The sequence below is a fragment of the Sphingopyxis sp. OAS728 genome (genome assembly GCF_014873485.1).
In the GTDB taxonomy this organism is placed as follows: domain Bacteria; phylum Pseudomonadota; class Alphaproteobacteria; order Sphingomonadales; family Sphingomonadaceae; genus Sphingopyxis.
Genome location: NZ_JADBDT010000001.1, coordinates 3880913 through 3905667 on the forward strand (window position 1 = coordinate 3880913; position 24755 = coordinate 3905667).

Annotated in this window: 18 protein-coding genes; 5 read left to right on the forward strand and 13 right to left on the reverse strand. The window is 66.5% G+C overall.

From position 1 onward, the window contains the following. Window positions 1–2 precede the first annotated feature (2 nt). The 8 genes from GGC65_RS18325 to GGC65_RS18360 all read right to left on the reverse strand — a co-directional run bounded on the left by GGC65_RS18325 (window position 3) and on the right by GGC65_RS18360 (window position 18606). Window positions 3–947 carry a D-2-hydroxyacid dehydrogenase gene (locus GGC65_RS18325; protein WP_192648463.1) on the reverse strand — a complete coding sequence of 315 codons (945 nt, stop codon included), beginning with the start codon at window positions 945–947 and terminating at the stop codon, window positions 3–5. Window positions 948–954: 7 nt separating this feature from the next. Next, window positions 955–1311 carry a phosphopantetheine adenylyltransferase gene (locus GGC65_RS18330; RefSeq protein WP_192648464.1) on the reverse strand — a complete coding sequence of 119 codons (357 nt, stop codon included), beginning with the start codon at window positions 1309–1311 and terminating at the stop codon, window positions 955–957. Between the two features lie 38 nt (window positions 1312–1349). Further along, window positions 1350–2795, reverse strand: coding sequence for a cysteine--tRNA ligase (gene cysS, locus GGC65_RS18335; protein ID WP_192648465.1), 1446 nt, complete (start codon window positions 2793–2795; stop codon window positions 1350–1352). Window positions 2796–2844: 49 nt separating this feature from the next. Continuing rightward, window positions 2845–10644, reverse strand: coding sequence for a hypothetical protein (locus GGC65_RS18340; RefSeq protein ID WP_192648466.1), 7800 nt, complete (start codon window positions 10642–10644; stop codon window positions 2845–2847). A 28-nt stretch (window positions 10645–10672) separates the two neighbouring features. Then, window positions 10673–12493 carry a ShlB/FhaC/HecB family hemolysin secretion/activation protein gene (locus GGC65_RS18345; protein ID WP_192648467.1) on the reverse strand — a complete coding sequence of 607 codons (1821 nt, stop codon included), beginning with the start codon at window positions 12491–12493 and terminating at the stop codon, window positions 10673–10675. A gap of 183 nt (window positions 12494–12676) precedes the next feature. Then, window positions 12677–13435: a hypothetical protein gene (locus tag GGC65_RS18350; RefSeq protein WP_192648468.1), complete on the reverse strand. Its 759-nt coding sequence runs from the start codon at window positions 13433–13435 to the stop codon at window positions 12677–12679. Continuing rightward, window positions 13422–15512, reverse strand: a complete 2091-nt coding sequence (locus tag GGC65_RS18355; RefSeq protein WP_192648469.1) for an adenylate/guanylate cyclase domain-containing protein — start codon at window positions 15510–15512, stop codon at window positions 13422–13424. The genes GGC65_RS18350 and GGC65_RS18355 overlap by 14 nt, the downstream gene beginning before the upstream one ends. A 4-nt stretch (window positions 15513–15516) precedes the next feature. Continuing rightward, complete coding sequence (locus tag GGC65_RS18360; RefSeq protein WP_192648470.1) at window positions 15517–18606, reverse strand: CHAT domain-containing protein; 3090 nt, start codon at window positions 18604–18606, stop codon at window positions 15517–15519. Window positions 18607–18815: 209 nt separating this feature from the next. Here GGC65_RS18360 and GGC65_RS18365 point away from each other — a divergent pair, with 209 nt between their 5' ends. Genes GGC65_RS18365 through grxD form a run of 3 tightly spaced genes read left to right on the forward strand, consistent with a single transcriptional unit; the run spans window position 18816 to window position 19760 of the window. Continuing rightward, complete coding sequence (locus tag GGC65_RS18365) at window positions 18816–19142, forward strand: DUF1476 domain-containing protein (RefSeq protein WP_192648471.1); 327 nt, start codon at window positions 18816–18818, stop codon at window positions 19140–19142. 4 nt (window positions 19143–19146) lie between these two features. Beyond that, on the forward strand, window positions 19147–19380 hold the full coding sequence (locus GGC65_RS18370; RefSeq protein WP_037514674.1) for a BolA/IbaG family iron-sulfur metabolism protein: 234 nt from the start codon (window positions 19147–19149) through the stop codon (window positions 19378–19380). A 47-nt stretch (window positions 19381–19427) separates the two neighbouring features. Beyond that, window positions 19428–19760 (forward strand): Grx4 family monothiol glutaredoxin, encoded by a 333-nt coding sequence (gene grxD / locus GGC65_RS18375; RefSeq protein ID WP_192648472.1) that lies wholly within the window; start codon window positions 19428–19430, stop codon window positions 19758–19760. A gap of 211 nt (window positions 19761–19971) precedes the next feature. Here the strand turns inward: grxD and GGC65_RS18380 are convergent, their stop codons facing one another. The 3 genes from GGC65_RS18380 to GGC65_RS18390 are packed head-to-tail and all read right to left on the reverse strand — an operon-like array spanning window position 19972 to window position 21552. Then, window positions 19972–20421: a globin domain-containing protein gene (locus GGC65_RS18380; RefSeq protein WP_192648473.1), complete on the reverse strand. Its 450-nt coding sequence runs from the start codon at window positions 20419–20421 to the stop codon at window positions 19972–19974. Between the two features lie 28 nt (window positions 20422–20449). After that, window positions 20450–21136 (reverse strand): alternative oxidase, encoded by a 687-nt coding sequence (locus tag GGC65_RS18385; RefSeq protein WP_192648474.1) that lies wholly within the window; start codon window positions 21134–21136, stop codon window positions 20450–20452. Between the two features lie 20 nt (window positions 21137–21156). Next, on the reverse strand, window positions 21157–21552 hold the full coding sequence (locus GGC65_RS18390) for a group III truncated hemoglobin (RefSeq protein WP_192648475.1): 396 nt from the start codon (window positions 21550–21552) through the stop codon (window positions 21157–21159). Window positions 21553–21654: 102 nt separating this feature from the next. On the opposite strand from GGC65_RS18390, the gene GGC65_RS18395 reads away from it, so the two are divergent. Continuing rightward, window positions 21655–22092: an Rrf2 family transcriptional regulator gene (locus tag GGC65_RS18395; protein ID WP_192648476.1), complete on the forward strand. Its 438-nt coding sequence runs from the start codon at window positions 21655–21657 to the stop codon at window positions 22090–22092. A gap of 4 nt (window positions 22093–22096) precedes the next feature. On the opposite strand, the gene GGC65_RS18400 is transcribed toward GGC65_RS18395, so the two are convergent. Beyond that, window positions 22097–22798, reverse strand: coding sequence for an anti-sigma factor (locus GGC65_RS18400; RefSeq protein ID WP_192648477.1), 702 nt, complete (start codon window positions 22796–22798; stop codon window positions 22097–22099). Further along, window positions 22795–23283: an RNA polymerase sigma factor gene (locus GGC65_RS18405; RefSeq protein ID WP_192648478.1), complete on the reverse strand. Its 489-nt coding sequence runs from the start codon at window positions 23281–23283 to the stop codon at window positions 22795–22797. The genes GGC65_RS18400 and GGC65_RS18405 overlap by 4 nt, the downstream gene beginning before the upstream one ends. 138 nt (window positions 23284–23421) lie before the next feature. On the opposite strand from GGC65_RS18405, the gene GGC65_RS18410 reads away from it, so the two are divergent. Beyond that, complete coding sequence (locus GGC65_RS18410; protein ID WP_225940900.1) at window positions 23422–24663, forward strand: S8 family serine peptidase; 1242 nt, start codon at window positions 23422–23424, stop codon at window positions 24661–24663. Window positions 24664–24755 lie beyond the last annotated feature (92 nt).

Consider the following 24755-nt stretch of genomic DNA (forward strand, 5'->3'; position numbering starts at 1 on the left):
CCTTAGTAACCGAGCGTCAGGTCGACCCGCGGTTCGACGGCTTCGCCATTTTTCCAACGACCCAGATTTTCGAGGAAACGCTGCGCCGAGCGGATGAACATCTTGTCCTGCGCGCGGCCCGACAGGTGCATCGTGATATGCGCGTTGTCGAGGCTCCAGAGCGGATCGTCCGAGGGTAGCGGTTCGGGGGTCGTGACGTCGAGGAAGGCCGACGCGATCTGCTGTTCGTTCAGCGCCGTGACGAGCGCGTCCTGATCGACGACGCTGCCGCGTGCGATGTTGATGAGCGTCGCGCTCGGCTTCATCGCAGCGAACTCGGCGGCGCCGATCATGCCGTCGGTTTCGGGGGTCGCGGGGACCGCGAGGATGACCCAGTCGAAATCGGCCAGCCGGGCGCGCCACTGGTCGGGGGTCAGCGTATTCGGACCGGGCGAGCGGCGGACGACGGTGACGTCGACCGCAAACGCCTTCAGCCGTTCCTCGATCAGCTTGCCGATCGCGCCATAGCCGAGCAGCAGCGCCTTCGACCCGAAGAGTTCGACCTTGCCGGGGGAGTCCATCAGCCATTCGCGGCGCTCCTGCGCGCGGACGACGTCGCGGTAGCCCTTCGCGACCGTCAGCATCCCCATCACGACATATTCGGCGATGGTGATCGCGTTGATGCCGGCGCCGTTGGTGACGATTGTTCCGCGCTGGTGGAGCAGGTCGAGCGGCATGCCGTCGACGCCGGCATAGATCGAGTTCAGCCATTTGAGGTTCGTCGCGGCGGCGATGATCGCCGCCATGTCGCGCTTGTCGTACATGTCGAACCAGCCGATCTCGGCGTGCGGCGCGAGTTCGAGCGCCTCCTCCTTCGACGCGAAGAAACGCGGCTCGATCCAGTCGGGCAGGCCGTTTTCGAGGAGCGGGCGGATGAGGCCCGAAAGGACGGTGACGGTCTTGGTCATGATATTCCTACTGCTGAAATGCGTGCCAGCCGGCCCAGGCGAGCGGGATCAGGCCGATCAGGTCGACGAGGGCGATGGTGGAGAGCTGCGCGGGGCGACCGTATGACTGATAGAGAAAGAGGAAGCTGAGCATCGAGATTGCGGCGAGCAAGGTCGCGATCTTGCGCCCGCCGGGATCGAAGGCCGCCCACACGCACGCGACGAGCACCGCGAAGAACAGCGCGGCGCGGTGGTGCATCAACAGGAAGAGCGGGCTGTCGGGCGTGACGCCATAGAGCCGCGTGATCAGCGCCGGCCGGAACAAGGCCAGCGCCGGGATCAGGTGGACAAGACCGACAAGCAGCCAGCAGATCAGTTGCGACATGCAACGAGGCTAGCATCCTGCAAGGCCGCGACAAGCCCCTAGTTGGCCTCGAGCCGCCAGTCCCAGCCGAGCGGGTCGCCGTCCATCACCTCGACGCCCGCAGCGATGAGTTCGTCGCGGAGTGCGTCGGACGCAGCGAAATCCTTGGCGGCGCGGGCTTCCTTGCGGCGGGTGAGGGTGGCTTCGATTTCTGCCTCCGAAATCATGGCTGACTTGGGCCGGACGCGCAGGTCGGCGCGTTTGATCGTCAGCAGATCGAGGCCGAGCACCGCATCCATTGCAGTGAGTGCGCCGCGCTTCTGGCCAGCATCGATCTTTTTCATTGCCGCTGCTTCTTCGAGCAGCGTCAGTGCGACGGCGGTGTTGAGATCTTCCGAAACAGCGGCATCGAACTTCGCCAGCAGATCGGTCAGGCGGCGATCGGCAGGCTCCGACGCTTCGGCTTCGCGCACCGAGGCGGCAGCCATCACCAGCCGCTTCAATCGCGTCAGTGCTGCGCCCAGACCGTCCCAGCTGAACTCCAGCTCGCTGCGATAATGCGCCTGCAGGCACATCAGCCGATAGGCGAGCGGGTGGTAACCCTTGTCGATCAACAGCTGCACGCGAAGGAATTCGCCGCTCGACTTCGACATCTTGCCCGAGCGTTCGACGAGGAAATTATTGTGCATCCAGATGCGCGCACCGCTGGCGTCGCTGCAGCTATGCGCCTGGTTCTGCGCGATCTCGTTCGGGTGGTGGATCTCGCGATGGTCGATGCCGCCGGTGTGGATGTCGAAGGGGAAACCGAGCAGGGCTTCGGACATAACCGAGCATTCAAGGTGCCAGCCGGGCGCGCCGCGGCCCCATGGCGAATCCCATTCCATCTGCCGCGTCTCGCCCGCCGGCGTCTTGCGCCAGATTGCGAAGTCGGCGGGGTGGCGCTTGCCGTCGACGGGGTCGATGCGACTTTCGCCCTCGTCGGTACCGTGCCGAGCGAGGCGGCCGTAGTCGGCAACCGTAGTCGTGTCGAAATAGAGGCCGCTTTCGAGTTCGTAGCAATGCCTGTCGGCGATTGTCTTCGCGAACTCGATCATCTGCGGGACGTAATCGGTGGCGATCGACCAGTGCGCGGGCTGGCGGATGTTGAGCGCCTTTACATCGGCCCAATAGGCCTCGGTATAGTGGCGCGCGATATCCCAGATCGATTGGGCGCGTTCGGCCGCGGCCTTTTCCAGCTTGTCCTCACCCGCATCGGCGTCGTCGGTCAGATGGCCGACGTCGGTGATGTTGATGACATGCGTGAGCTTATAGCCCTTGTACGACAGCGTGCGGCCCAGCGTGTCGGCGAAGACATAGGCACGCATGTTGCCGATGTGCGGATAATTATAGACCGTCGGCCCGCAGCTATAGACGCGCGCCTCGCCGGGGTGGACGGGCTCGAACGTTTCGAGACTGCGCGTCAGGCTGTTGAACAGCTTGAGCGGGGTGGCTGAGGCGTCGGTCATGCCGCCGCCCATGCCCCGCGCCAAGCCTGTCCGTCAACCGAAACGCGGCTTACTGCGCCGGTGGCGTCCACAGATCGTCGTTGCCCGCACCTGTCACCGGATCGTCAAGCAGTGGCTCGCCGGTCAGCGGATCGAGATCGCGCATCGTGATCAGCGCCTGCGGGAATGTATTGCCTTCGCCGACGCCGTCATCGTCTTCGACCTCTTCGTCGATGACGTCCTGGACGGGGAAGTTGTTCTCGAAATCGATGGCGACCGTGGTGCAGGCCGTCGGCGCGGCGATGAAGCATCCGTTGACGGTCGAGCGCCGATCATAGGTGCCGACAACCGGCGCCGAACCACGCACCGTAAGAAGCTGGAGCGCTTCGAGGCCGGTGACCTGGCCGTTGGGGCCGAGTTGCACACCGTTGACGACGATGCGCGACTGGCCCTGCGTCTGCACGTCGAGGCCGCCGGCGCCGAAGGTCAGCCCCCGCCGCTGTGCGAGGTCCGTTCCCGCGCCGCTGTTCTGGACATAGAAGCCGCCCACCACATTGGCGCGGATTCCGCGGGCGAAGAGCGCGCCTTCGTCCAGTACGACACCGTCATTTTCTCCGAGCCGCGCATTGATGGCGTCCATGCTTCCTGCAGCGCCCACCGCGGTGATCGCGGCCTGCGTCGCGACAATGACGTCATCGGACTCAAGGTTGAGCTGACCCCCGGGCGCATTGTTTGCGCCGGTGAGGCGGACGGTGCCCTGACCAAGGATGACCTCGAGCGCGTCATTCGCGATCAGGTTCAATGCATTGGTGTCGGAGAGGCCCGTGAGCTGGACATTGCCGATCACGCGCATCTTGCCCGGCGTACGGATCGTCAGCGCGCCGTTGGCGCCGAGGTTCGATCCCGCCGCGCCGCCGGTCATGGTGAAGCTGTCGACGATGACGTCGGGCGGCGCGGCCGATCCGACCGAACCGCCGCTCGCAGCCTGTACCTCGGGCGCAAAGATTTCGATCTGGGTGCCGTAGAGGCGCGTCAGTTCGTCGGCATCGATATGATAGCCGTTGGGCCCGTTGGGGCCGGCAGTGCCGCCGACGAAGGTCTGGTTGTCGGGATTGTTGTTGGCGACCGATAGCTGCTGGGTCACGCCCGCGGTGCCGACACGGCCGGTGGCGGCGATGTTGATTCCCGCCGAAGCGAGCGAGATCGCCTGGCCGGTGACAACGCCGTTGATGCCGAGCGACGCAAGAGCCGAGGCATTGAGGTTGCCCGCGACGGTGACCGTGTCGAGATTCAGGAAACCGCCGGTATTGGCGATGTTCGCATTGGCGGCAGTGAGGTTGCCGATGGTCATCGCCTCGCCCTGGGTAGCGAGATCCGCGGTGCCGGCGACATTGCCCTCGGCGACCGAAAAATCGCCGCCACCGCGGACATAGGCGTCGCCGACATCGGTGGTCAGCGTGGCAAAATGCATATCGCCGCCGCTTTCGATGCGGATGGCGTTGGCGCTGGCATTGATCAAATTCGACGCGAGGAGGCTTCCGATCTGGATATTGCCGTCGCTGCTGTCGAGACTGGTGGTGCCGAGCACATAGGCCGCATCGACGGCGATGCCGGCAGCGGCGGCGAGCGTGACATCCTGTCCCTCGATCGAGGCGATGTCGATCGTATTCGCCGCGGTCAGCGTCGCGTTGCCGAGCGCGCGGACGCCGCCGCCCGTGATATCGGCCGAAGAGTTGACGATGACGTCGCCGTCGGCGCTCAGCGTCGGGGTCGCGGCGCCGCCTACGCCCGGGAGCGCCGCAAGCGTGACATCCTGCGCGTTGATCGTCGCGTTGCGCCCCGCCGCGACCGGGCCCGAAAGATTGGCAATTCCCGCGGCCTCGACCGTCACGTCGCTGAACGCGTCGAGCCCGGCAAGCGTCGTTGCGCCGCCCTGTGTGCGGATGCTGCTGTCGCCGCCGGTCGTGCCGAGGCCCAGCGTGGTCGCGCCGTTGACCGCGATGCTGTTCGCGGCGTTGAGCAAGATATCGTCGCCTGCCGACAGGGTGGCCGCGTCGATCGCCCCGGCAGTCGATGCCATCACGATGTCGGCGCCGTCGATGCCTTGCGCCCCTTCGCCCGTGCCTATCGTGAAGGTCGGGCTGCCCGACGCCGTCGAAAAATCGAGGATATGCGTGTCGGCCCCGGCGCCGGTCGTGCGGACATTGAGCGCATCGATGTTGCCCGCCGCGCGGACGGTGATGTCGTCGCCGCCCGTGACGTCGGTCAGGCTTGCGATCGTTCCCGCGATGACCAGGACGTCCTCGCCCGCCGTCCCGCCATCGATCGACGCCGCGCCGTCGGCATTGACGCCGAACATGCGCGCGGCCGAACTGTCGGCGAGCGTCGCATTGCCGGCAGCGACGACGAACAGATTGCCCTCTGCCCCGATCCCGTTGCGGTCGACATAACCGCCATTCGCCTGGGCTGACGCATTGATATTCGCGTTCGAATTCAGGAAGATATTGCCGCCGGATACGTAGGTGCCGGTCAGGTCGTCCGCGGCGAAGATCGAAATGTTGCCGTCGACGTCGGCGTTGTTCACCGACACCGCGCCGCCCGTGCCGAAGGCAAAGAAGGACGCCGCGCCCGTGACATTGCCGCTAAGCGCGATGCTGTTGGCGAAGAGGTTGATATCCTCGCCCGCGCTCAGCGAGCCGCCGCTGATGCCCTCGGCTCCGGGCGCCGTTCCTTCGGCCGAGAGGCCGATCGACAGTCCCGCGGCGATATTGTTGAAGGTGATCGACTGCCCCGAAACCTGCACGAGGCCGCCTGCGGTCGAATTGCCGAGATCGACCGCGCCCGGCGACGTGACGATGATATTGCCGCCGGTGATGAGCGAGTTAAGCCCGGTGCGGAAGCTGCCGACATTCGCAATGAAGTCGCCCACCGCTTCGGCATGTTCGACGCTCGCAGCGCCGGCGCTGCTGAGGATGATATTATTACCCGCGAGGCGGTCGACGCCGATCGTTCCGGTGGGACCAGACGCGCTCAGCGAGAGCAGGTTGCCGGCACCCAGCAGGCTACCCGGCGCGGCGCTGATGCTGGTCGCTGCCGATGCGATCAGGCTGTCGCTGGCGCGCAGCGTTGCGGCGGTCCCTTCGCGAAGGTCGTGCCGGATGTCGATCTGGTCGCCCGCCGTCATCGTGAGGGCGCCGTCGACATCGAACATACTGTCCGACTGGGCATAGACGCCGACCGAGCCGTCGGTCGTCAGTGTGACATCGCCCTGGCTGGATATCGTCCCGCCGGTCGGCGCGATGAAGATGCCTGCGAGCGCCTCGTCGGTGTCGTTGTTCGTCGGTGCGGCAACGCCCAACGCCTCTGCCTCGAGCACTGCGAACGCGATGTCGCCACCCGCGCGGATTTCGATGCGACCGGCGATGTCGCCGTTCGCGGTAATGCTTGTCGAACCGAGGTCGATCTGGCCGGGGCCGGACGCGCCAGCTGACGCTTCGATTACGACACGGCCGCCCGTCGTCCCGCTGAGGCCGCCATTCGCTCCATTGACGCCGGTACCGGTGCCTGTGCCGCCGACGCCCGCCTCACCCGATATGCCGCTGACGGTGATGTCGACGGCCTCGCCGTTCGAGGCGATCGTCCCGCCGTTAGCGAGAAGAACGACGGTGCCGCCGGTTGCCCCACCGCCATTGCCGCCGTCGCCCCCGCTCGAATTGCCGAAGAATCCGCCATCGGATCCTGCGCCGCCGATGCCGCCGCGGCCAGTGCTGCTCAGGACGACGCTGTCCCCGGTCAGGAAGCCGAGGGTGACGGAGCCGCCCTCGCTGGCGATGATTTCGACCGTGCCGCCCTGTCCATTGCCGCCAGTGCCGCCGGAAGGCGCGACCGCCGGGGTCGCCGCAAAGGCAAGGCCGCCCGCGCCGCCATTGCCGCCCGTGCCGCCGGAAATGAAATTGCTTTCGAGGGCTGTCAGGCTTGCACCTGTGCCATCGGCCAAAATTCGCGACGTTCCGCCCGCGCCATTGCCGCCATTGCCCCCGGCGCCATCGTTCCCATTGGCGCCGGCGCCGCCGGTCCCGGTCGAATTCAGCGTGACGGCCAACTCACCTGCCTCGAAACCCGCGACGATTGCCTGCGCGATACCCCCGAAGCCGTCACCGCCGTTGCCGCCGACATTGTGGGTGCCGCCTGTGCCCCCGGTGCCGAGCGCGATGCTGTTTGCGATGCCGATGCCGCTGATCGGCGTTGCGAGCGCGAGCGTGGCGATGCCCCCGCGTCCGGCGCCCCCCGTACCCCCGGCGCCGACGCCGGTCGCGGCGCCGCTGCTGCTCGAGAAGAAGCTGGCGCCGCCGGTACCGCCGATGCCCGACGCGTTGGCGATCATGCTGCTGGCGGTGGTCGTGCCGCCACGGACGTTCACCGTCGCGTCGCCGCCGATGCCGTCACCGCCGGCGCCTGGCGTGCCCGGCACGCCGCCGAAGCTTGAGAAATTGAAGAACTCGCCGCCTTCGCCGCCGTTACCGACGGCGCTCGCCTGGATCAGGCTGGCGTCGACGATCGCGGCCCCTTCGATATTGATCGTCGCGCTGCCGCCGCGACCCAGGCCGCCGATGCCGCCCGGGATGATGTTCGCCGGATCCTCGTCGGTGCCGGTCGAGCCAATGCCGCCCAACCCGTCGGCGGTCGCGACGATGTCGGCGGTGTTGATCGAGCCGCCGAGCAGATTGATTGTCGCCGTGCCGCCGAGGCCGAAGCCCGACTGGCCCTGCACGACGCCGCCGAAGCCATCGGCGCTGACCACCAGGTCGTTGACGTCCGCTGCGCCGCCCGTCTGGGTAAAGGTCGCGGTGCCGCCGACGCCAAGACTGTTATCGCTCGCGCCATTGCCGCCATAGCCGTTCGCCGAGACGCTGACCGACGATCCGTTGAGCGTTCCGCCCTGGATATCGAAATCGACGTTGCCGCCGCGCCCGGTACCCGAGGTTTCGCGAGGCGCCGTCGGCGTGGTTTCGAAATCGACCTGCGTGCGACCCTCGGCCGATGCCGCGAAGTCGCCGAGGCTGATTGCGCTGCTGTTGAGCGGATCGGCGACGACCCGGACCAATATCGAACCGCCGGTGCCCTCCGCAATCGCCGCGCCCGGCGCGGTTGCCCCGCCCGAAACGCCGCCAGCCGTCAGCGTGCCGCCGAGGCCGAGGTTGATCGAGCCGGCATTGGCGATCAGCTGGATCGCGCCGCCGGTCGCATTCGTTCCCGCCGCGCTGGCGCCCGTCCGGGCGCTGGCGTTGAGGATGTTGGGAGAATCGAGCGTCGAGACGATTTGCCCGGCATTTTGCGCGACCAGGTCGATCGTCCCACCCCGCGCGGTGCCGCCGGTGCCGGTGACGTTCACCGTGTTGCTGCTGGCGTTCACATTATAGACTTCGGCACGGATGGTCCCGCCATCCGCGAGGAAATCGACGTTGCCGCCGAACCCGTCCCCGGCGCTTTGCCCGATCGCGTTCGACGTGCTGCCGCCCATCGCCTGAACGGTCAGCAGGTTGCCCGTGGTGATCGTGCCGCCGGCGGTCGCATTGATCGCGACATTGCCGCCGGTGCCGGTCCCGTAATTCTCGCCCGCAATTCCCATGCCGACGGCGAAGAGGTTGACCGCGCCGCTGCTGTCGATCGTCGAGCCGTTCGCTGCGGCCAGGGTCACATTGTTCGCTTGCGCATCGCCCGACCGGCCGCTGGTGCCGCTCGGGGTGACGGCGCTGCCGGCCTGCGCCGACGCGTTCAGGGTGATCGCGGTAAATTGGGCGGTGACGCCGCCGTCGACCGTCAGCCTCGCCGTACCGCCCGTGGCATTGCCGCCCACTGCATTCTCGTTGCCGGTGGCAATGCTGCCGGCGTTGCCGCCCCGGCCCAGCGCGCTCGCGCCGAGTGCACCCAGCGACACCGTCGACGCCGCGTCGGCATTGACCAGCACCTCTGCCGTGCCGCCCGTGCCGTCGCCGCCATTTTGCGTGATCCCGAAGCCCGCGATATTTCCGCCGCCGTCGCCGCCCGCCTGCACGAAACTTTGCCCCGTCGACAGGAACGATCCCGGCCCCGATACCTGGATGCGTGCCGTGCCGCCGGTGCCGTCGCCCGACTGCGTCAGGCCGATCCCGCCGATCCCGCGCGCGTCGATCGAGAGCAGTGCGGCCGGCCCGACGGCACCGCCGTTCGATACCGTCAGGCTGGCCGTGCCGCCGACGCCGTCGCCATTGGCGGCGGGCGGCCCGCTGACGAAAACATTGTCGCCACGTCCGATCGCGTTGATGAAGATGTTGCCGGCGGTTAGCGAACTGCCGGTGCCGCTGACCGTAATGCTCGCGCTGCCGCCGCGGCCATTGCCGGTAAGACCACTCGATCCTTCGTCGGCGGTGCCGTTCGCTTCGACCGTGACGCCCGATGTGGTCACGCTGCCGCCGGTGATCGTCAGGCTGGCGATGCCGCCCTGGCTGTCGCCGGTCACTGCGTCGGGGATTCCCGACGCCCGGATCGTTAAGGCGCCGGGCGCCGACAATGTGCCGCCCGAAACATTGATCGCGGCGCTGCCCGGCGCACCGCCTCGTCCGCTCGACTGGACGGTGAACGTCCCCGTCGCGCCGCCCTGCTGACCCGCGCCAATGTTGATTGTCGCGCTGGCATCGCCGGTAAAGCTGCCGTTGCCCTCGACCGAGAAACGTCCTGCCGATGACAGCGGCGGCGGCGCACCCGGCACCGTCTGGGTTGGCGTGGCGGCGAACGTCCCGCTTGCTCGCGCGATGGTATTGCTGCGGAATAGCGTGTCGCCTGCCGAGATATTGGCCGCAGTGGCGTTGACAGGGGACGCGGCGAGGTCGCCCCCGACGATGTTGTAACCCGCCGACAGGCGCACCGCGCCGTCGGGGTCGACCTGTGCCGACAGCGCGTCGTCATAACCGATCGCGCCCGACACCAGCATCGTCACCGCGTCATTCTTGGGAATGGCGACCATATAGATGCGGCTCTGGTCGATGTCGCCCTGCTGGTGCGCGGGGCCGGTCGTTGTGCCGGTGTGCGTGATGACATTGCCGCCCTCGACGCCGCGCGTGACATTGATGTCGAACAGGCCGTTGTTGATGCGGATATCGACCGCTTCGGCGGCGACATAGGCGGCCGAGCCATCGACACGGACGGCCCCGGCCTGAACCACGCGCGGGGCGACGAGTGCGACATAGGCGCTGCCCGCATTCAGCGCGTTGTTGGCGTTGATCGCGCCATTGACGGTGATCGCCGATGTGCTGCCCGCCGTGCCGTCGAAGCGGATCGTTCCGCCCGGACCGAACAGGCCGCCAGTGGTGATGATATCGTTCGAAGTCAGAACGAGGCTGCCGACGTTGATCACGCCGGTCGCGCCGATCAGGATACCGCCGGCGTTGTAGAACCAGATATTGCCGCCGCGTGCGCCGGAAGCCAGGGTATCGACGCTGTTGACCGTGCCGTTGAGTGCGATCTGGCGGCTGAGCGCCCCGCCGCCGCCGTTCACGAACCGGTTGAGGACGGTATAATCGCCCGAGCCGCTGAAATTCCATGTCGAATCACTGGGCAGCAGATTGATGTCGCCGCCGGTGGGGGCGGTATCGGTCGGTACCCAGTTGATGATGCTCTGTGCCTGGGTGACGGTGACAGATGTCGTATGCGTCGCTCCGTTGGAGCTGACCGATGTGCCCGGGCCGACGCTGACATAGACGGGGTTCGCAGCGACCTGTGCCAGCGCAGGGCCGCCATAGGCCAGCGCCGCCATGCCCGCGGCGATTGCGCAGCTCGTGAGTAGCTGGCGTTTGCCCCGGTGGGCGGGCGACGGGGTGACGATGGCACGCATGGCGTTTGTCCTCGATGCAATAGTCATGTCAGCGTGCCCTCACGCCGAATTGGGTGGTCAGCGACACCAGCAGGCGCGGATCGGGCTTTTCGGCCAAGAACCCCCCGCGATTGAGAGGGACCGCCAGCGTCATGTCGAGCCGTGCCAGATCGCCGTAAGCGACACGCACGCCGCCCCCGGCCGAATAGAGTTTCTGGGGATCGAGCCCATCGAAGGCGGTGTCCTTGTTCCACACCCACGCGGCGTCGAAGAAGACAAAGGGCTGGAAGGCAAAGCTTTCGGTGTTGGCTGGGACAAACGAGCCGTAGCGCGCTTCCAGCGCCAGCGCGACGCCGCTGTCACCGATGATCGTGCCGGGGTCGAACCCGCGTCCGACGGTGAAATTGCCGCCCGAAAATTCTTCATAGGCGAGCAAGGGATCGTTCGCCCATTGCGCGCGCGGCGCCGCCGAGAGCGTGAACAGCTTTGCCGGGCGCCATTCGGCGAGGGCGTTGGCGCGAACGAGGAAGGCGTCGGGTTGTCCTTCGACGCGGGTCAGCGGTACCGCGCCGGGCAGGAAGCACGCCGCGCCGCCGGGGCCGCAATCGTCGCTGGCGCCAAGGAAGGAGGCGCCCTTGCGTGCTTCGAGCGAGGTGGCGAGCGACCAGCGCGGTTCGCTGGGGCTGAAACCGTCGCGCCCGGCGATCGAGGCGGGGTCGACCCAGCTTGCGTCGGCACGGAGGTTGAAGACGCGGAGGCGATCTTCGTTGATCGGGATGCCGGTCAGGCTGATGTCCTGATCGATGATATCGAGCCCGCCGCCGACCGTGATGCGCCGCGCCTGCGTCAGCACGAGCGGATAGGCGCCAAACAGGCTGACAATCTGGGTGTTCGACTTGACCGGAAAGCCGGTGATGTCGGGGCGCGTCCACGCATAGGTGTAATTGGCACCGAAGCGCAGCCCCTCGCCGCCGACGCGGAACTCGTGGCCGACCTGGACGACTTTCTGCTCGTCGAAATCGGGGGTCGAATAGAAGCTGACCGTCGTGAGGTCGCCCATGCCCGTGAGACCTGCGTAGCGCGCGCGCGCGATGCCGCCCCAGCGGCCGACGTCGCGCGACCCGAAATTCTGCGCGTTGAAGTCGAAAGTGAAGGGCATGCGCGTCACGGTGACCTCGCCGACGACCTCGCCGGCCACGGTGCCGGGGCGCAATGTCAGGCGCGCATCCATGCCCGGGATATCGCGCGCGAGCAGCAGATAGCGCTCGGCGTCCACGATGTTGAACACCGGCTGGTCGTCGAGCCGCGAGAGATAGCGCTGAAGCAGCTTTTCATTGGCGCCGGCATCGCCGCGCACCTCGATCCGCGACATGCGTGCGGTCAGAATGTCGAGCCGGACGACGCCGTCGCCGATCGTCTGCGGCGGGACGCGGACCGCCGCGAGATAGCCCTGCGAACGCAGCATCGTCGCGGCGCGGTCGCGAATGTCGCATACCGCCGAAATCGGCAACTCCTGCCCGACGCGATCGGACCAGCTTGGCGCGAGCGTCGCGGCGTCGATGCCCTCGACGCTCGAAAATTCGACGCGGCTCAGTGTGAAGCGGACGTTGGCGAATTCGGGGTTGGCGAGCGGGCAGGGCGCGCGCTCGATACCGTCGTCGACCGCGACAACCTGTTCGTTGGGACGGACGGCGGGAGCGGTCGTCGGGCGCTGGATTTCCTCGCGCGTCGGGATTTGCGGGGTCGCCTGCGCCCACGCCGCGGCAGGCAGGGCTGCGGCGATCAATCCGGCCGAACCGGCCAACATGCTGCGGATCGCGGCCCCCCTCGGCCGTGCGATCGCAATTGCAAAATCCCCCGAAACGCTCATCACCACCCCTTGCGCGCAGGCGCCGCCGCGACGATCGCGGTGCGCCAATTTCACTGGCTCCACCGGAAACCGGCAGGGCGAATTGCGACCCAAGGAAAGGCTCCGCCGATTGGATGGCGGAATTTCCTCAGGAGATTATCAGACGGATAGGGCAGCGACAATGGCTGCCCCCATCCATTCACCTCATCCCGCCTCGGCTTCCGACATCGTATCGACGAGGCGGTTGAGCTGCGGCGAGCAGCCCTTGGCCATCAGCATGTCGACCGATCCCTCGACCGTGTCGGGCGCATTCTCCACCGCCGAGAAACGCACCGTCACCGGTTTGGTGAGGCCGCCGCCCGACAGGCGATAGTCGGTGCCATATTGCACCGGCAGAACATCGGTCGGCCATTTACGGAAATTCGCGCCGTCGACGATCGCGACGGTCGTCTTCTTGCCCGCGCTCTCGATCTCGAGTGCGGTGTCGCCCTCCATGTTTGGGCGCCACAGCATCAGTACGGCCGGATCTAGCACGCAGAAGGTACCGCCCTCGCGATAGTCGAGCAGCCACAGGTTCGGCGCTCGGACATTCGCCGGCGTTTCGTCGCCCGTACCCCGCGAAAACCCGCCGCGCGATCGCATCGTCGGGCCCTTGGCGAGCATCCGCGTCACATTGCCGCCGAGCGATTGGCTGGCCTGCACCGTGCCGGTGGCGCCAAAGGTGCCGGGCCCCGACAGCGTGCGCGTCTTGCCCGCCTGCATCAACACCACCTTGTCGCCCGCGACGAGGGTGAGCTTGTCGGCGGATTTCAGCTTGGCGCCGGTGGGATATTTACTCGCCGACGGACCCGTTGAACGCACAACCATCGATTGCGCGGCAGCGGTGCCGGCAAAGGCGACGGCCGCGATCGCGGCTACGGCGGAGAGGCCGAGGCGGCGCATCCGGAAATCAGGAAAGGACATAGCTTTCTCCCTCTTTTGTCTCGTTCAGGCGTTCTATCAGAAACATGATGGATGGATCCTGACCGAAATCCGCCTGTATTGCTGTGGCACAGGTCACATAGGCCTTTTTGTCACCGGCGCTGTGCGCCGCGACCAGCGCGGCGATGCGCGCGCGCCGATCGGGGGCGAGGTCGGGGCGCGGGGTGAAGACATCGACGGGCTGTGCCCGGCCGCGCAGCGTGACGCGGCCCATCGGCACCAGATCGTCGCGACCCGATCGCGCCGCCGCCTCGGCTGAAATCAGTACGCCGGTCTTGAGCCCCTTGTTCGCGGCCTCGAGCCGCGACGCGGTGTTCATGCTGTCGCCGAGCGCGGTGTACTGGATACGCCCTTCGCCGCCGAAATTGCCGACAATCGCATCGCCGACGTGCAAGCCAACGCGCGTCATGCCGATCGGCGGGACGTCTTCGGCGGCGAGGTCGACACGATATTTCTCGCCTGCCTGATACATGGCGAGCGCGGCGGCGGCGGCCTGTTCGCCATCGTCGGGGCGGCTGAGCGGCGCGCCCCAGAAGGCGACGACGGCGTCGCCGACGAATTTATCGATCGTCCCGCCATGTTCGAGCACGATGTCCGACAGGCGGTCGAGATATTCGTTGAGCAGCCGGGCGACGGTTTCCGGCGTCACGGCATGGCTCAGCTTCGTAAAGCCTTCGAGGTCGGTGAAGACGCAGAAGATATTGCGCCGCTCGCCGTGGAGCGAGAGCTGGTCGGGGTCGCGCATGATCTGCGCCGCGACGTCGGCGGGCAGATATTTGCCGAGCGCCGACTGGGCAAAGGCGCGCTGGCGCGATCCGACGGTGCGCGCCGCGGTGCCGACCGCGGCGTAACCGAACAGCCAGCCGATCGCCCAGCCAAAGGTCGGGAGCGTCGTCGTGTCGACGCCGCGACTTTGCAGCCAGAAGGGGAAGGCGACGAAAAAGGCCATCTGGCCGAGGAAGGCCAGCGCGACCCAGCGCGCGCGCAAGTCGATCAGGCTGGTGAGCCCGCCCGCGAAGACGACGAGGATCGCGAGGACCCAAAGGGCGGGCGCCGCAATCGGCCGCGTCCATGCGCCGTCGAGCTGCTGCGCGAGCATATGCGCATGGACTTCGAGCCCGATCATCGTTTCATGCTGCCCGGTGATCGCGTCGGGAAAACGGCTGAGTGGCGTGTTAAACTGGTCGTTGTCGATGATGTCGCCGCCGATCAGCACGTAACGGCCCTTGACCAACTCCGAAAAGCCGGCGCGCATTTCGGCATCCATCGGCATCGCGAAAGTGTCGATCGGGATATTGGCGAAGACCGGCTCTTCCTGTCCCGCGGCGGCGCGGGCGGGAACGAGGAAGCGGATATTGCCCTGGAAATTCGCATGCGCTGCGTCGACCGGCGCCAGCGCGTTCGACATCAAAGGCGGCAAATTCTCCGGCCGGTCGGGCCAGTTGCGGATCACGCTGTCGTCGTCGGTGCGGAACAATACGCTCGTCGGCTTCGTCTTCGCGGTCGTCACGTCGGCGATATAGGCTTCGAGATATTTCTGCTGTTCGTAAAAGATCGTGTTCGGATTGCTCGCCTGTTCGGCATAGGCGAGCCAGGTCGGGGTCTTCATCGCGCGCAATTGCGCCTTCAGCACATCGTCGTCGGGGCGCGGCGAGTCGAACGCGATATCGATGCCGATCGCTTTCGCACCCATCTGGTCGAGATTGCCGAGCGCGTTCGCCAGCAAGGTGCGGTCGAGCGGCGAGCGGATGCCGGTGTTGAACAGCGTTTCGTCATTATAGGTGACGAGGGTGATGCGTTTGTCCTGCTCGACATGCGGCGCCATCAGCGTCGCGCGTGCGTCGTAGAGGGCGCGTTCGGCGGCATCGATCAGCGGCATCTGCCAGCTGAAGCGCGCGATCAGGATCGCGATCAGCAGGAAGGCGATCGTCGCCGCCATCCGCGACGGCCCAAGCTGCATGACAAGCCGGCGCACCCGCTTGCGCAGCGGAACCGCGGCCTGTTGGCCGTCCTGCGCGGGCGTGTCCGCCGCGGGCGTAAGGACTTCGGGTGCGTTCATCGGATCAGCGGGCAGCGCGGCCGGCGGCCTCTCCATTCCGGGCGGTTGCCGTGTCGGTGTGGAGCAACGCCTGACCGCCATCGCCGATGATCGCAAAGCCGGCCCAATAATAGGGGTGCGATGTTTGCTTGTCGTCCATCAGGTGCAGCTGGGTCCCCCACAGGGCGTCGGCGACGCTCGTGCCCTGATTGGCCGCAAATAGCCCGCCGATCAGTCTCTTGGTCGCGTCGAAATCGTCGGGTGCGGGCCAATGGCTTGCGATTACCGACCGGCCGCCGGCGCCGATGAAGCTGCGCACCAGCCCGTCGAGCGCGTTGCCGCCGCCTGAAAGCCCGGCCTCGCGCGTCGCCGCGACGCTCGCCGCGCCGGCGGTGTCGCAGGCCGAGAGGATGACGAGGTCGGCGTCGATCTTGAGGTCGAAGATTTCCTGGAAGGTCAGCAGGCCGTCGGAATCCGCGCCGCCGAACGAGGTGATCAGTGCCGGGCGCGCGGGGCACGCGGGTCGTGGCGCGGTGACAAGGCCGTGCGTCGCGAAATGGATGATGCGATAGTCGCCAAGGTCGGCGCGGCTTTTCACCGCCGTGTCGGTGAAGGCGCCGCCGGTGAGCAATGTACCTGCATCGCGGCCCATCGCGTTGCGCGCCGTGACGAGTTCGTCGGCCGAGATCGGGCGCGCCCATTGCGCGACATCCCACAGGCAATCGCCATCGACGGCGCCCGCTGCGCCGCCGCGGGTCCCGAGCGAGGGCAGGCGTGCACCGACCGGCAGATTCTCGCCGAGCCCGAAATATTGGTTGGCCGCTTTCGATGGCGCCGCCTGCCGCGCGTTACGGAAGCCGAGGGTCGAAACCGCCGTGCTCGGGCGCGATGTCCGGCCCAGCCACGCGATCTGGCGCATGTCGAACGGATCGGCGTCGGGATCGAGCAGGCGCTGCTCATAGGCGGCGAGCCCGGTGTCGGCGGTGACGAGGAGATTGATCGGCAGCCGCAGCATCGCGCCGTCGGGTTCGAAGATCAGATGCTGGATGGTGGGCAGCCGCGCTGCAACGGGTGCGAACAGCTGGCCATAGAGTTTGTAAGAGGTTGCGGCGTCGAACGGATAGGTGACGCGGCGACCATTTTCGACGATCGAGATGGTCGAACGGATCGTGTCGACCGCGGTGTCGAGCGCCGATGCGCTAATGTCCGATTTCCAGAGCTGCGCGCCGCCCGGCTCGATCAGCATCGCGTAAACGCCGTCGCCGACGACGAGCATCTTCAGATAGGCTTCGTCGGGACGCAGCACCTGCTGCAATTCGGCGAGATCGAGCTTGCCCGACGCGACGACGCGATATTGCGGGAAAGCCGACAGCGCGACGACGGTTTCGGCTTGCTGGAACGACAGATTGTCGAGCTGCGCCTTGATGTCGGCGCGCAAGGCGTTGACTTCGGGCGATTCGGGGAGCTGGGCGAGGCGCGCATCCTCGATGCGAGCGCGTTCGAGATCGCGCCCCAGCGTCGTCGCCTGACGGAACAGCCGGGCGCCGTCGCTGCTGCCGCCCGAAAGTTCGCGCGCGAGCACGGCTTGCGTATCGGCGACGCCCGGGCGGATCTGGAGCTGGCTGGCGACGAAGAAATCCTCGATCGCCTTGGGGTCGGTGGCCGACCGTGCGGCGAGCAGCCGATAATAGGGCGCCATCATGTTCGCCATGCCCGCGGTCGAGCGCTGCGTATTGGCGAGCGCGGTCACGACTTCGCGATAGATGCCCATCGCCTTGTCGTCCTGCCCCTCGCGGGTGAGGAAGGCGGCGTAGCGTGCGCGCGCCGAGGCAAGCGCGTTCGTTTCGGGATATTCGACGGCGAGCAGGTTCACCGATTCGAGGAAACGCGCGTCGGCTGCTGCCTTGTCGCCACTCGCTTCTTCGGCCAGCGCGAGTTCGCCGAGCATCTGCGAACGCAGGCGGATGATCGAGGTGACGCGGCCTTCGCGTACGGCAATGGCGTCGGTCAGCCCCTTGAGCTGCGCGGTTTTCGCCGCCTCGGCATTGCCGCGCAGCCGTTCGACCGTGCCCAGCAGGTGGATCGCCTGCGCATCGATGATCTGCGCGCGCTCCAGCGGCGACAGGCGCTCGCGATCGTTGCTCTGGCGGATCACGCGGGCGTTGTCGCCGCTGTTGACCCCGGCGACGATTTGCGGCGTCAGCGTCACCGCGCCGCCCGACACCGTGACGCCCGTCGTGAGCGGCGGGAGGGGCGTTTGCAGCCGTGCTGCGGCACCGTCGTAATCGCGCTGGTTGAGCGCGTTGATCGCCCGGAAATTGCGGCGAAGGCGCAGCTGCACCGGGTCGCCCGTCGGGATCGCCTCGACCTCGGCGAACAGGCGTTCGGCTTCGGCGAATTCGCCGAGATTCGAGCGTTGCAGCGCGCGGTTCAGCGTGACTTCGGTCGGGTCGATGTCGGCCGCCGATTGTTCCTCGGCGGCGCGGCGCGACAGCGCCTCAAAAAATTCGGCCGCCTCGGCATAATCGCCGCTGTGGTTGCGCCGGTATCCCTCGGCCAGCGCCTTGTCGACGTCGATCGTCCCCGCGATCGTCCGGGCGAAGCCGTCGTTGCCGCCGACCGATGTCGTGGCGACCTTGATCACGCCCGGCATAACCCTGTGCTGGCGCACCGATTCGAGCGCGAGGTTGAGCGCGTCGGAATAAGCCGCAAAGCCTTCGACGCTATAGGTGACATGGCCCTTGGTTTCGATGCGCGTCTGCCACGCGATATTGCTGCCTTTGAGCGTGCAGGCGCCCTCGGCGGCGCAGACGACCGTACCGGCGCGGGCCTGTTCGATCCGCGCGAGCGCCTCGGCCGAGGTGGCGCGCAGCTCGCGAACCGTACCAACTGGCTGGCTCGCATCGCGGCAGACGATCGTCCAGGCGCGATCGAACATGCCCTTGACGACGCCGTCGCGGACGGTGGCCTGCACTTCGCAGAGCGAGCCGCCCTGTTCGCCGATCGAGAAACTGTCGCGCAGCGTCGGGTCGGTGCCCTGCGCCAGTGCGGTTTCGGGCGCGGCAAAAGCCAGCAGCGCCAGAATCGGCACAAGTTGCGGACGTCGAGCGGTCATCACAAATCCCCCAAACACAGACGTAGCGACGCCATGCCGACGCGCGCCGGCAAGGCGGAAACTATTAAGCTGCGGTGCGACCCATTCCCTTGGGCCGAAACCCTAAACCCTTCGTAAGCGAAAGGGAAGTGATCTGCCGCACAGGCGGCTTGCGCCGCGCGGACGCCCGACCTATCTGCAAGGGGACATTCCCTTCTTACGAGGAAAAAATGAGCGGATTCGACGATCGTGAACGCGCCTTCGAGGCAGAATTTGCACGCGACCAGGAGGTGCAGTTCCGCATTACCGCGCGGCGTAACCGGCTCGTCGGCGAATGGGCGGCCGAACGCATGGGGCTGACCCCCGAGGAAACCGACGCCTATGCGAAGGCGGTCGTACAGGCCGATTTCGAGGAAGCGGGCGACGAGGACGTCATCCGCAAGCTGGCGGGCGACCTGACCGCGGCGCAGGTCGAGATCAGCGACGCTGAAATCCGCGCCGCGCTGAACGAGAAAGCGGTCGAGGCGCGGCGCCAGTTCATGGACAAGCAGGGCTGAACCCATGGGCATGCGCGAGGATGATTTGCGGGCGATGATCGTCGCGGCGTTTCCCGATGCCGAGGTCGCGATTACCGATCTTGCCGGCGACAACGACCATTATGCCGCGCATGTCGTCAGCGAATCCTTTCGCGGCATGACCCGCGTCGCGCAGCACAAGGCGGTCTATGCGGCGCTCGGCGGACGCATGGGCGGCGAACTTCATGCCTTGCAATTGACGACCGCCATCCCCTCATAAGGGGCTGACACGAAATTTGCGGCGCCTGGCGCCACCGGAGACTGACTATGACCGACCCCACGACCCACGACCGCATCGCCAAGCTGGTCGCCGACAATCAGGTGCTGCTGTTCATGAAGGGCACGCCGCTCTTCCCGCAGTGCGGCTTTTCCTCGCGCGCGATCGCGATGCTCGACCGCCTCGGCATCGAATATGAAACGGTTGACGTGCTGCAGGACATGGAAGTCCGGCAGGGCATCAAGGAATTTTCGGACTGGCCGACGATCCCACAGCTTTATGTAAAGGGCGAATTCATCGGCGGCAGCGACATCATGATGGAAATGTGGGAAGCGGGCGAGCTTCACACGCTGATGACCGGGATTCCCGCGCGCGCCGAATAAGCCCGCGTATCTGGCAGATAGCAAAAGCCCGCCGGCGCTCAGGCTCCGGCGGGCTTTTTGTTTTTCTGCTTTGGGGTGGAGAGCTGCCATCCCCATTTTCGTCATCCCGGACTTGATCCGGGATCCACGACGACGGCGCAGAAATGGATCCCGGATCAAGTCCGGGATGACAATGAAAATAAGGGCAGCTTCCGGTCGAAAGCGGCGGTTATTACGCCGCCTCGGCATCCTCATACGCCTGCGCTTCGGCGGCGATCAGGATGTCGGCGAGCATCCAATAGGCCTCGCCCCACGCCGCGAGCACCTCGTCGGTCGCGACCTCTTCGCCGAGCACATCGCGGATTGCGGGCAGCAGGGCATTGGCGACATAGGGATAATGCTCGGCCTTTACCCCGGTATCGATATGGCGGGCGACCATGCGCGATACCGCGGTGCCGAGGTTCTGCAGCTTGTCGATATTCTTCGCATAAGCGAGGATTGCGGCGGCGAGGCGCTTCGGCTGTTCGCCGCTCGTCTGCGCGGCGCGGTCGAACATCGCCTCGATGTCCTTATTCTCGAACAACCGAGCGTACATTGCCGTGGTGATCGCAAGGCCGTGCTTTTCGAGCGCGGGGGCGGTGGCCTTGACGATCATCATCGCGTGGGCGGAAGCAGTGCGCATTCTTCTATCCTGTCCTTGAGGGTGTGGTTCAGGCCGCGACGCGAAGTTCGTCGGCATGTTCGGGGTAGGGCGCGACATGCGCCGCAGGTTCGATCCCGGCGAGTTCGCTGGCGAAGCCATGATTGACGTCGCGGTGGTGCGCCTCGTCGGCGCGAACCACGAGGACGACGTCGCGCAGCGTCGCGTCGTCGGCGAGCTTCCAATAATGTCTGGCGATCGCGGGCGCCGGCAAATTGGGGCTGCGGCCTTCGTCGATTTCATTGAGGTAGAGCGTGTAGCTGATCACCGCTTCCTCCTCGAAATAGCCGACGACGCGGTGGGCGGTCTTGGCGCTGATCAGGTAGAGCGCGAAGAAGGCGAGGTAGAAGACCCACTGGACGCCGAGGATGACGAGGCGTTCGAACAAGGTCGGCTTTGCAACCTCGATGAAGGTCATCAGGTGCATCCGCTCATTCTCGGCCTCTTCCATCAGCGTGCGGATCCAGCCCTTGTCGTCTTCCATGCGGCGCAGGCTTTTTAGGTGCACCAGCGTCGCGCCGACCATGCCGGGGACCGCCGCGACCGTTTCGAGCACGATTGCCCGGTGGCCGTAACGCTTGGCGAAGAAGGTGTCGGCGGCGAGGCGCAGCATCTTGGTGAAACCGAACGCGATGCGGTCGGACAGATCGACCGGGCGGTGATGGACGCTGAGATCGACGAGGGGAATGTTGGACATGGTCTTCTCCTTTCCAAAAATCAGGCAGCTGCCCGGCGGGGATCATCGAGGCGGAAAAACAGTGCGAGCTGGAGGCTTTCGGCGATGCGCGCGGCTTTGGCTTGCAAGGCGGATGCCGCCGCGGGTGCCAGCAGCTCGTTGGTGGTGTCGGCCCAAATCTGCAGCCAGCGGTCGAACATCGCGGGCGTGATCGCCTCTCTGTGCTTCAGATGTTCGGCGACCGGGCTGCCCTTGTAGCGCCCGCTCGTCAGCATCACCGACGACCAGAAGGCGACGAGCTTTTCGAGATGATCGGCCCAGTCGTCGACCGCGGCGTTGAACAGCGGGCCGATATCGGCATCGGCGCGCACGTGGTCGTAAAAGGCCGGGATCAGGCGCTCGAGCGCGGCTTCATCGATCTCACCATCCTGTTTCACGACTCGCTCCAATCATGTATTTGATCTGCATGTATGATCGAAATTTGAAACATGCAACAAAAATACATATTATAGGGCGACCGACATGTTTGAAGGACCAAGATGCGCCTGATGCGCTACACCGACTATGCGATGCGCGTGCTTCTCTATGTGGGCGCGCAGGACGAGGCGCGGCTGAGCCCGATCTCCGAAATCTCGCGCGCCTATGGCATTTCGCAGAACCATCTGATGAAGGTCGTCAACGATCTCGTGAACGCGGGTTATCTCGAAAGCGTGCGCGGACGCTTCGGCGGGATCCGCCTTGCGCGGCCCGCGTCAGAGATCAACGTCGGCGCCGTGGTGCGCCATACCGAGGAAGGGTTCGATCTTGTCGATTGCGCTAGCTGTGTGATCGCGCCCGCGTGCGGACTGACCGGCGCGCTCGCCGAGGCGCTCGCGGCCTTCATGAAAGTGCTGGACGGTTATACGCTCGCCGACCTGCTCGCCAAACGTGCGAATTTCGCCGCGCTGTTCGGGATCGACGAGCCCGCGCGCACCTGACGGATCAGCGGCGCGCCCAACCCTTGTCGCGCGCCTGCTCCTCGCCGGCGGCGTCGAGCGGATCGCCCGTCATCATCGCGGCCGCGGCGGCGGCGAGTTCGCCTGATGAGGCCTGACGATAATCGGTGCCCGCCTGTCCCTGCATCGTCCGCTCCAGATGCCAGTGCCCTTGGTCGCGGCACCCGATGCCGTCGAGCGACGCGCTTTCGAAACTGCGACAATAACGCCCGGTCTTGTCCTGGAAGCTGAGCCCGATCCGCACCGCGGCATCGGACGGCTGGTTCGAGGCAAGCTGTGTGTCGAGCGCCTCGGCGAGCGGGCCCGCGGCGACGACCGCGCCATTCGCTTCGGCGATACTCGACGCGGGCACCCAAGGCCGCAGCCCCAGCGCAAGTCCGAGCACGAGCGAAGCCGCGATCGCACCCCAGTGGACCGCCGCGAAGTGCGCCCGCTTCGCCTCGCGGCGCGCGGCGAGGCTCGTGTCGACCTCAGCAGCAGGGGCCAGCAGCGCGCGGAGCCGTTCGGGCACCGGTTCGTCGGCGACGGGCGCATAATGCGCCGTCAGTTGCGCCTTCAGCGTGCGGTGGCGCGCGATCTCGGCGGCGAGCGCGGGATCGCTTTCCGCCTCACGCTCGATGCGGCGTGCCGTCAGGTCGTCGAGTTCGCCGTCTACGAAGGCAGCGACGGTGGCGCGATCGAAACTCATGCGGCTTCTCCCAGCAAATGCATCAGCGTCTCGCGTCCGCGCGCGAGGCGCGAGGTGACGGTGCCGATCGGCACTTCCAATATGTCGGCCGCCTCGCGATACGCATAGCCTTCGACGAGGACGAGCATCACCACCTCGCGCTGTTCGTCGGGCAGGCGCGCCATCGCGCCGTCGACGTCGCCGCGCAGCGTCCCGGCCTCGACCTCGGCCGCGCCGTCGCCCGCGATCTGCGTGACCGCGTCGTCGATCGGCGTGTGGACGCCGCGCCGGCCCGCGGCGCGGCGCTCGTCGATCCAGAGGTTGCGGGTGATGCGGTACATCCAGCTATCCAGTCTTGTTCCCTGTTGCCACTGTTCCTGCGATTTTAATGCGCGCTCGATCGCCGCCTGACACAGATCGTCGGCGTCGCTGGCATCGCGCGCCAGCCCGCGCGCAAAACGGCGCAGACGCGGCAGCAATTCGACCAGTTTCTCTTCGAAGCGCATTCTCGCCTTTCGATTGTTCGAGGAAGAAACGAGTGGCTTCTATCGTTTCTTCCGCATCGTGCTAAATTTTTGGGGGAACCGGTCGCCGCGCCGATCCTTGTGAGACTTGCGATGCGATATTGGACGACATCATTGGCGATGCTCTGCCTCCTGTTTGGCGGGACCGACGCGCGCGTCGCGGCGCAGGTCGCGCTGCCGCAGGTTCAGCTTCCCGGTGCCGGCGGGCCGCTGCCGTCGTTGCCGGAGGTCGATATCGGCCGCGTCGTCGAGATGGGCGACAGTCTGACGCAGCTGCGGCTCGACCGCATCACCGCGTTGGTCCGTGGCAATCGCGACAGCATCGAACTCGACGACCGCGGTGAGCCGGCGGTGCGCGGCGTGCTTGTGGCGATCGGCGTCGATACCGCGGCGGTCGCCCGCGCGGGCAAGGCGGGCTTTGCGTTGATCGACCGCGAACGCATCGAGGGACTCGATCTCGATGTCGCGCGCTTTCGCCTCCCCGAAGGGCGCAGCCTCGCGCGGGCGCGGAAACAGCTCGCGAAGATTCTTCCCGAAGCCGAGGTCGATGCCGACAATCTCTATTTTGCGAGCGGCCCCGGCGGCGCGCTGCCCGGCGCCATGCTTGCGGTGGCGTCCGGCGACGGCAAAGCGAGCCTCGGGCTGATCGACGGCGGAGTCGCGGCGCATCCGTCGGTTGCGGGGCGTGTCGAACAGCGGGGTTTTGCGAAAGGCGCGCCGTCAGCGAGCCGGCATGGCACTGCGGTCGCGTCGCTCCTGATTGGCAGCGGCGCGGTGCAGGGTGCGGCGCCCGGTCGGCGCCTGCTCGCGGCCGACGTCTATGGAAGCGACCCGGCGGGCGGCAACGCCAGCGCGATCGCGCGCGCGCTTGGCTGGCTGGCGCAAGGCGGTGTTTCGGTCACGACGATCAGCCTCGTCGGCCCCGACAACCGGCTGCTTTCCGCCGCCATCAACCGGGCACAGCAACGCGGCATGTTGATCGTTGCGGCGGTGGGCAATGACGGCCCCGCCGCGCCGCCCGCCTATCCCGCTTCATATAAAGGCGTATTCGCGGTCACCGGGATCGACGCGAAAGGGCGTGCGCTGCCCGAGGCCGGCCGCGCGCTCCATGTGGACTTTGCGGCGCCGGGCGATGCGGTACTGGCGGCAACGGGTGCGGCGAGTACCGACCGGCTCCGCGGGACGTCCTTCGCGGCGCCGCTCGTGGCCGGCCGGCTCGCGCTCCGCTATCCCGCACCGTCGATCGACAATATCGGTCCCGCCGTATCCGCGCTCGTTTTCGAGGCGCGCGACCTCGGGAAAAAGGGCCGCGACAAAATCTATGGCCACGGCCTGATTTGCGGCAGTTGCGGCGGCCGATAGGCCGGGCCTTTCAAAATTTTCGGAAGAAAATCGAACGCGCCATCGTTCTCTCCCCAGGCCCACCCCCTCCGGGCCGCAAATTCAGGAGTAGG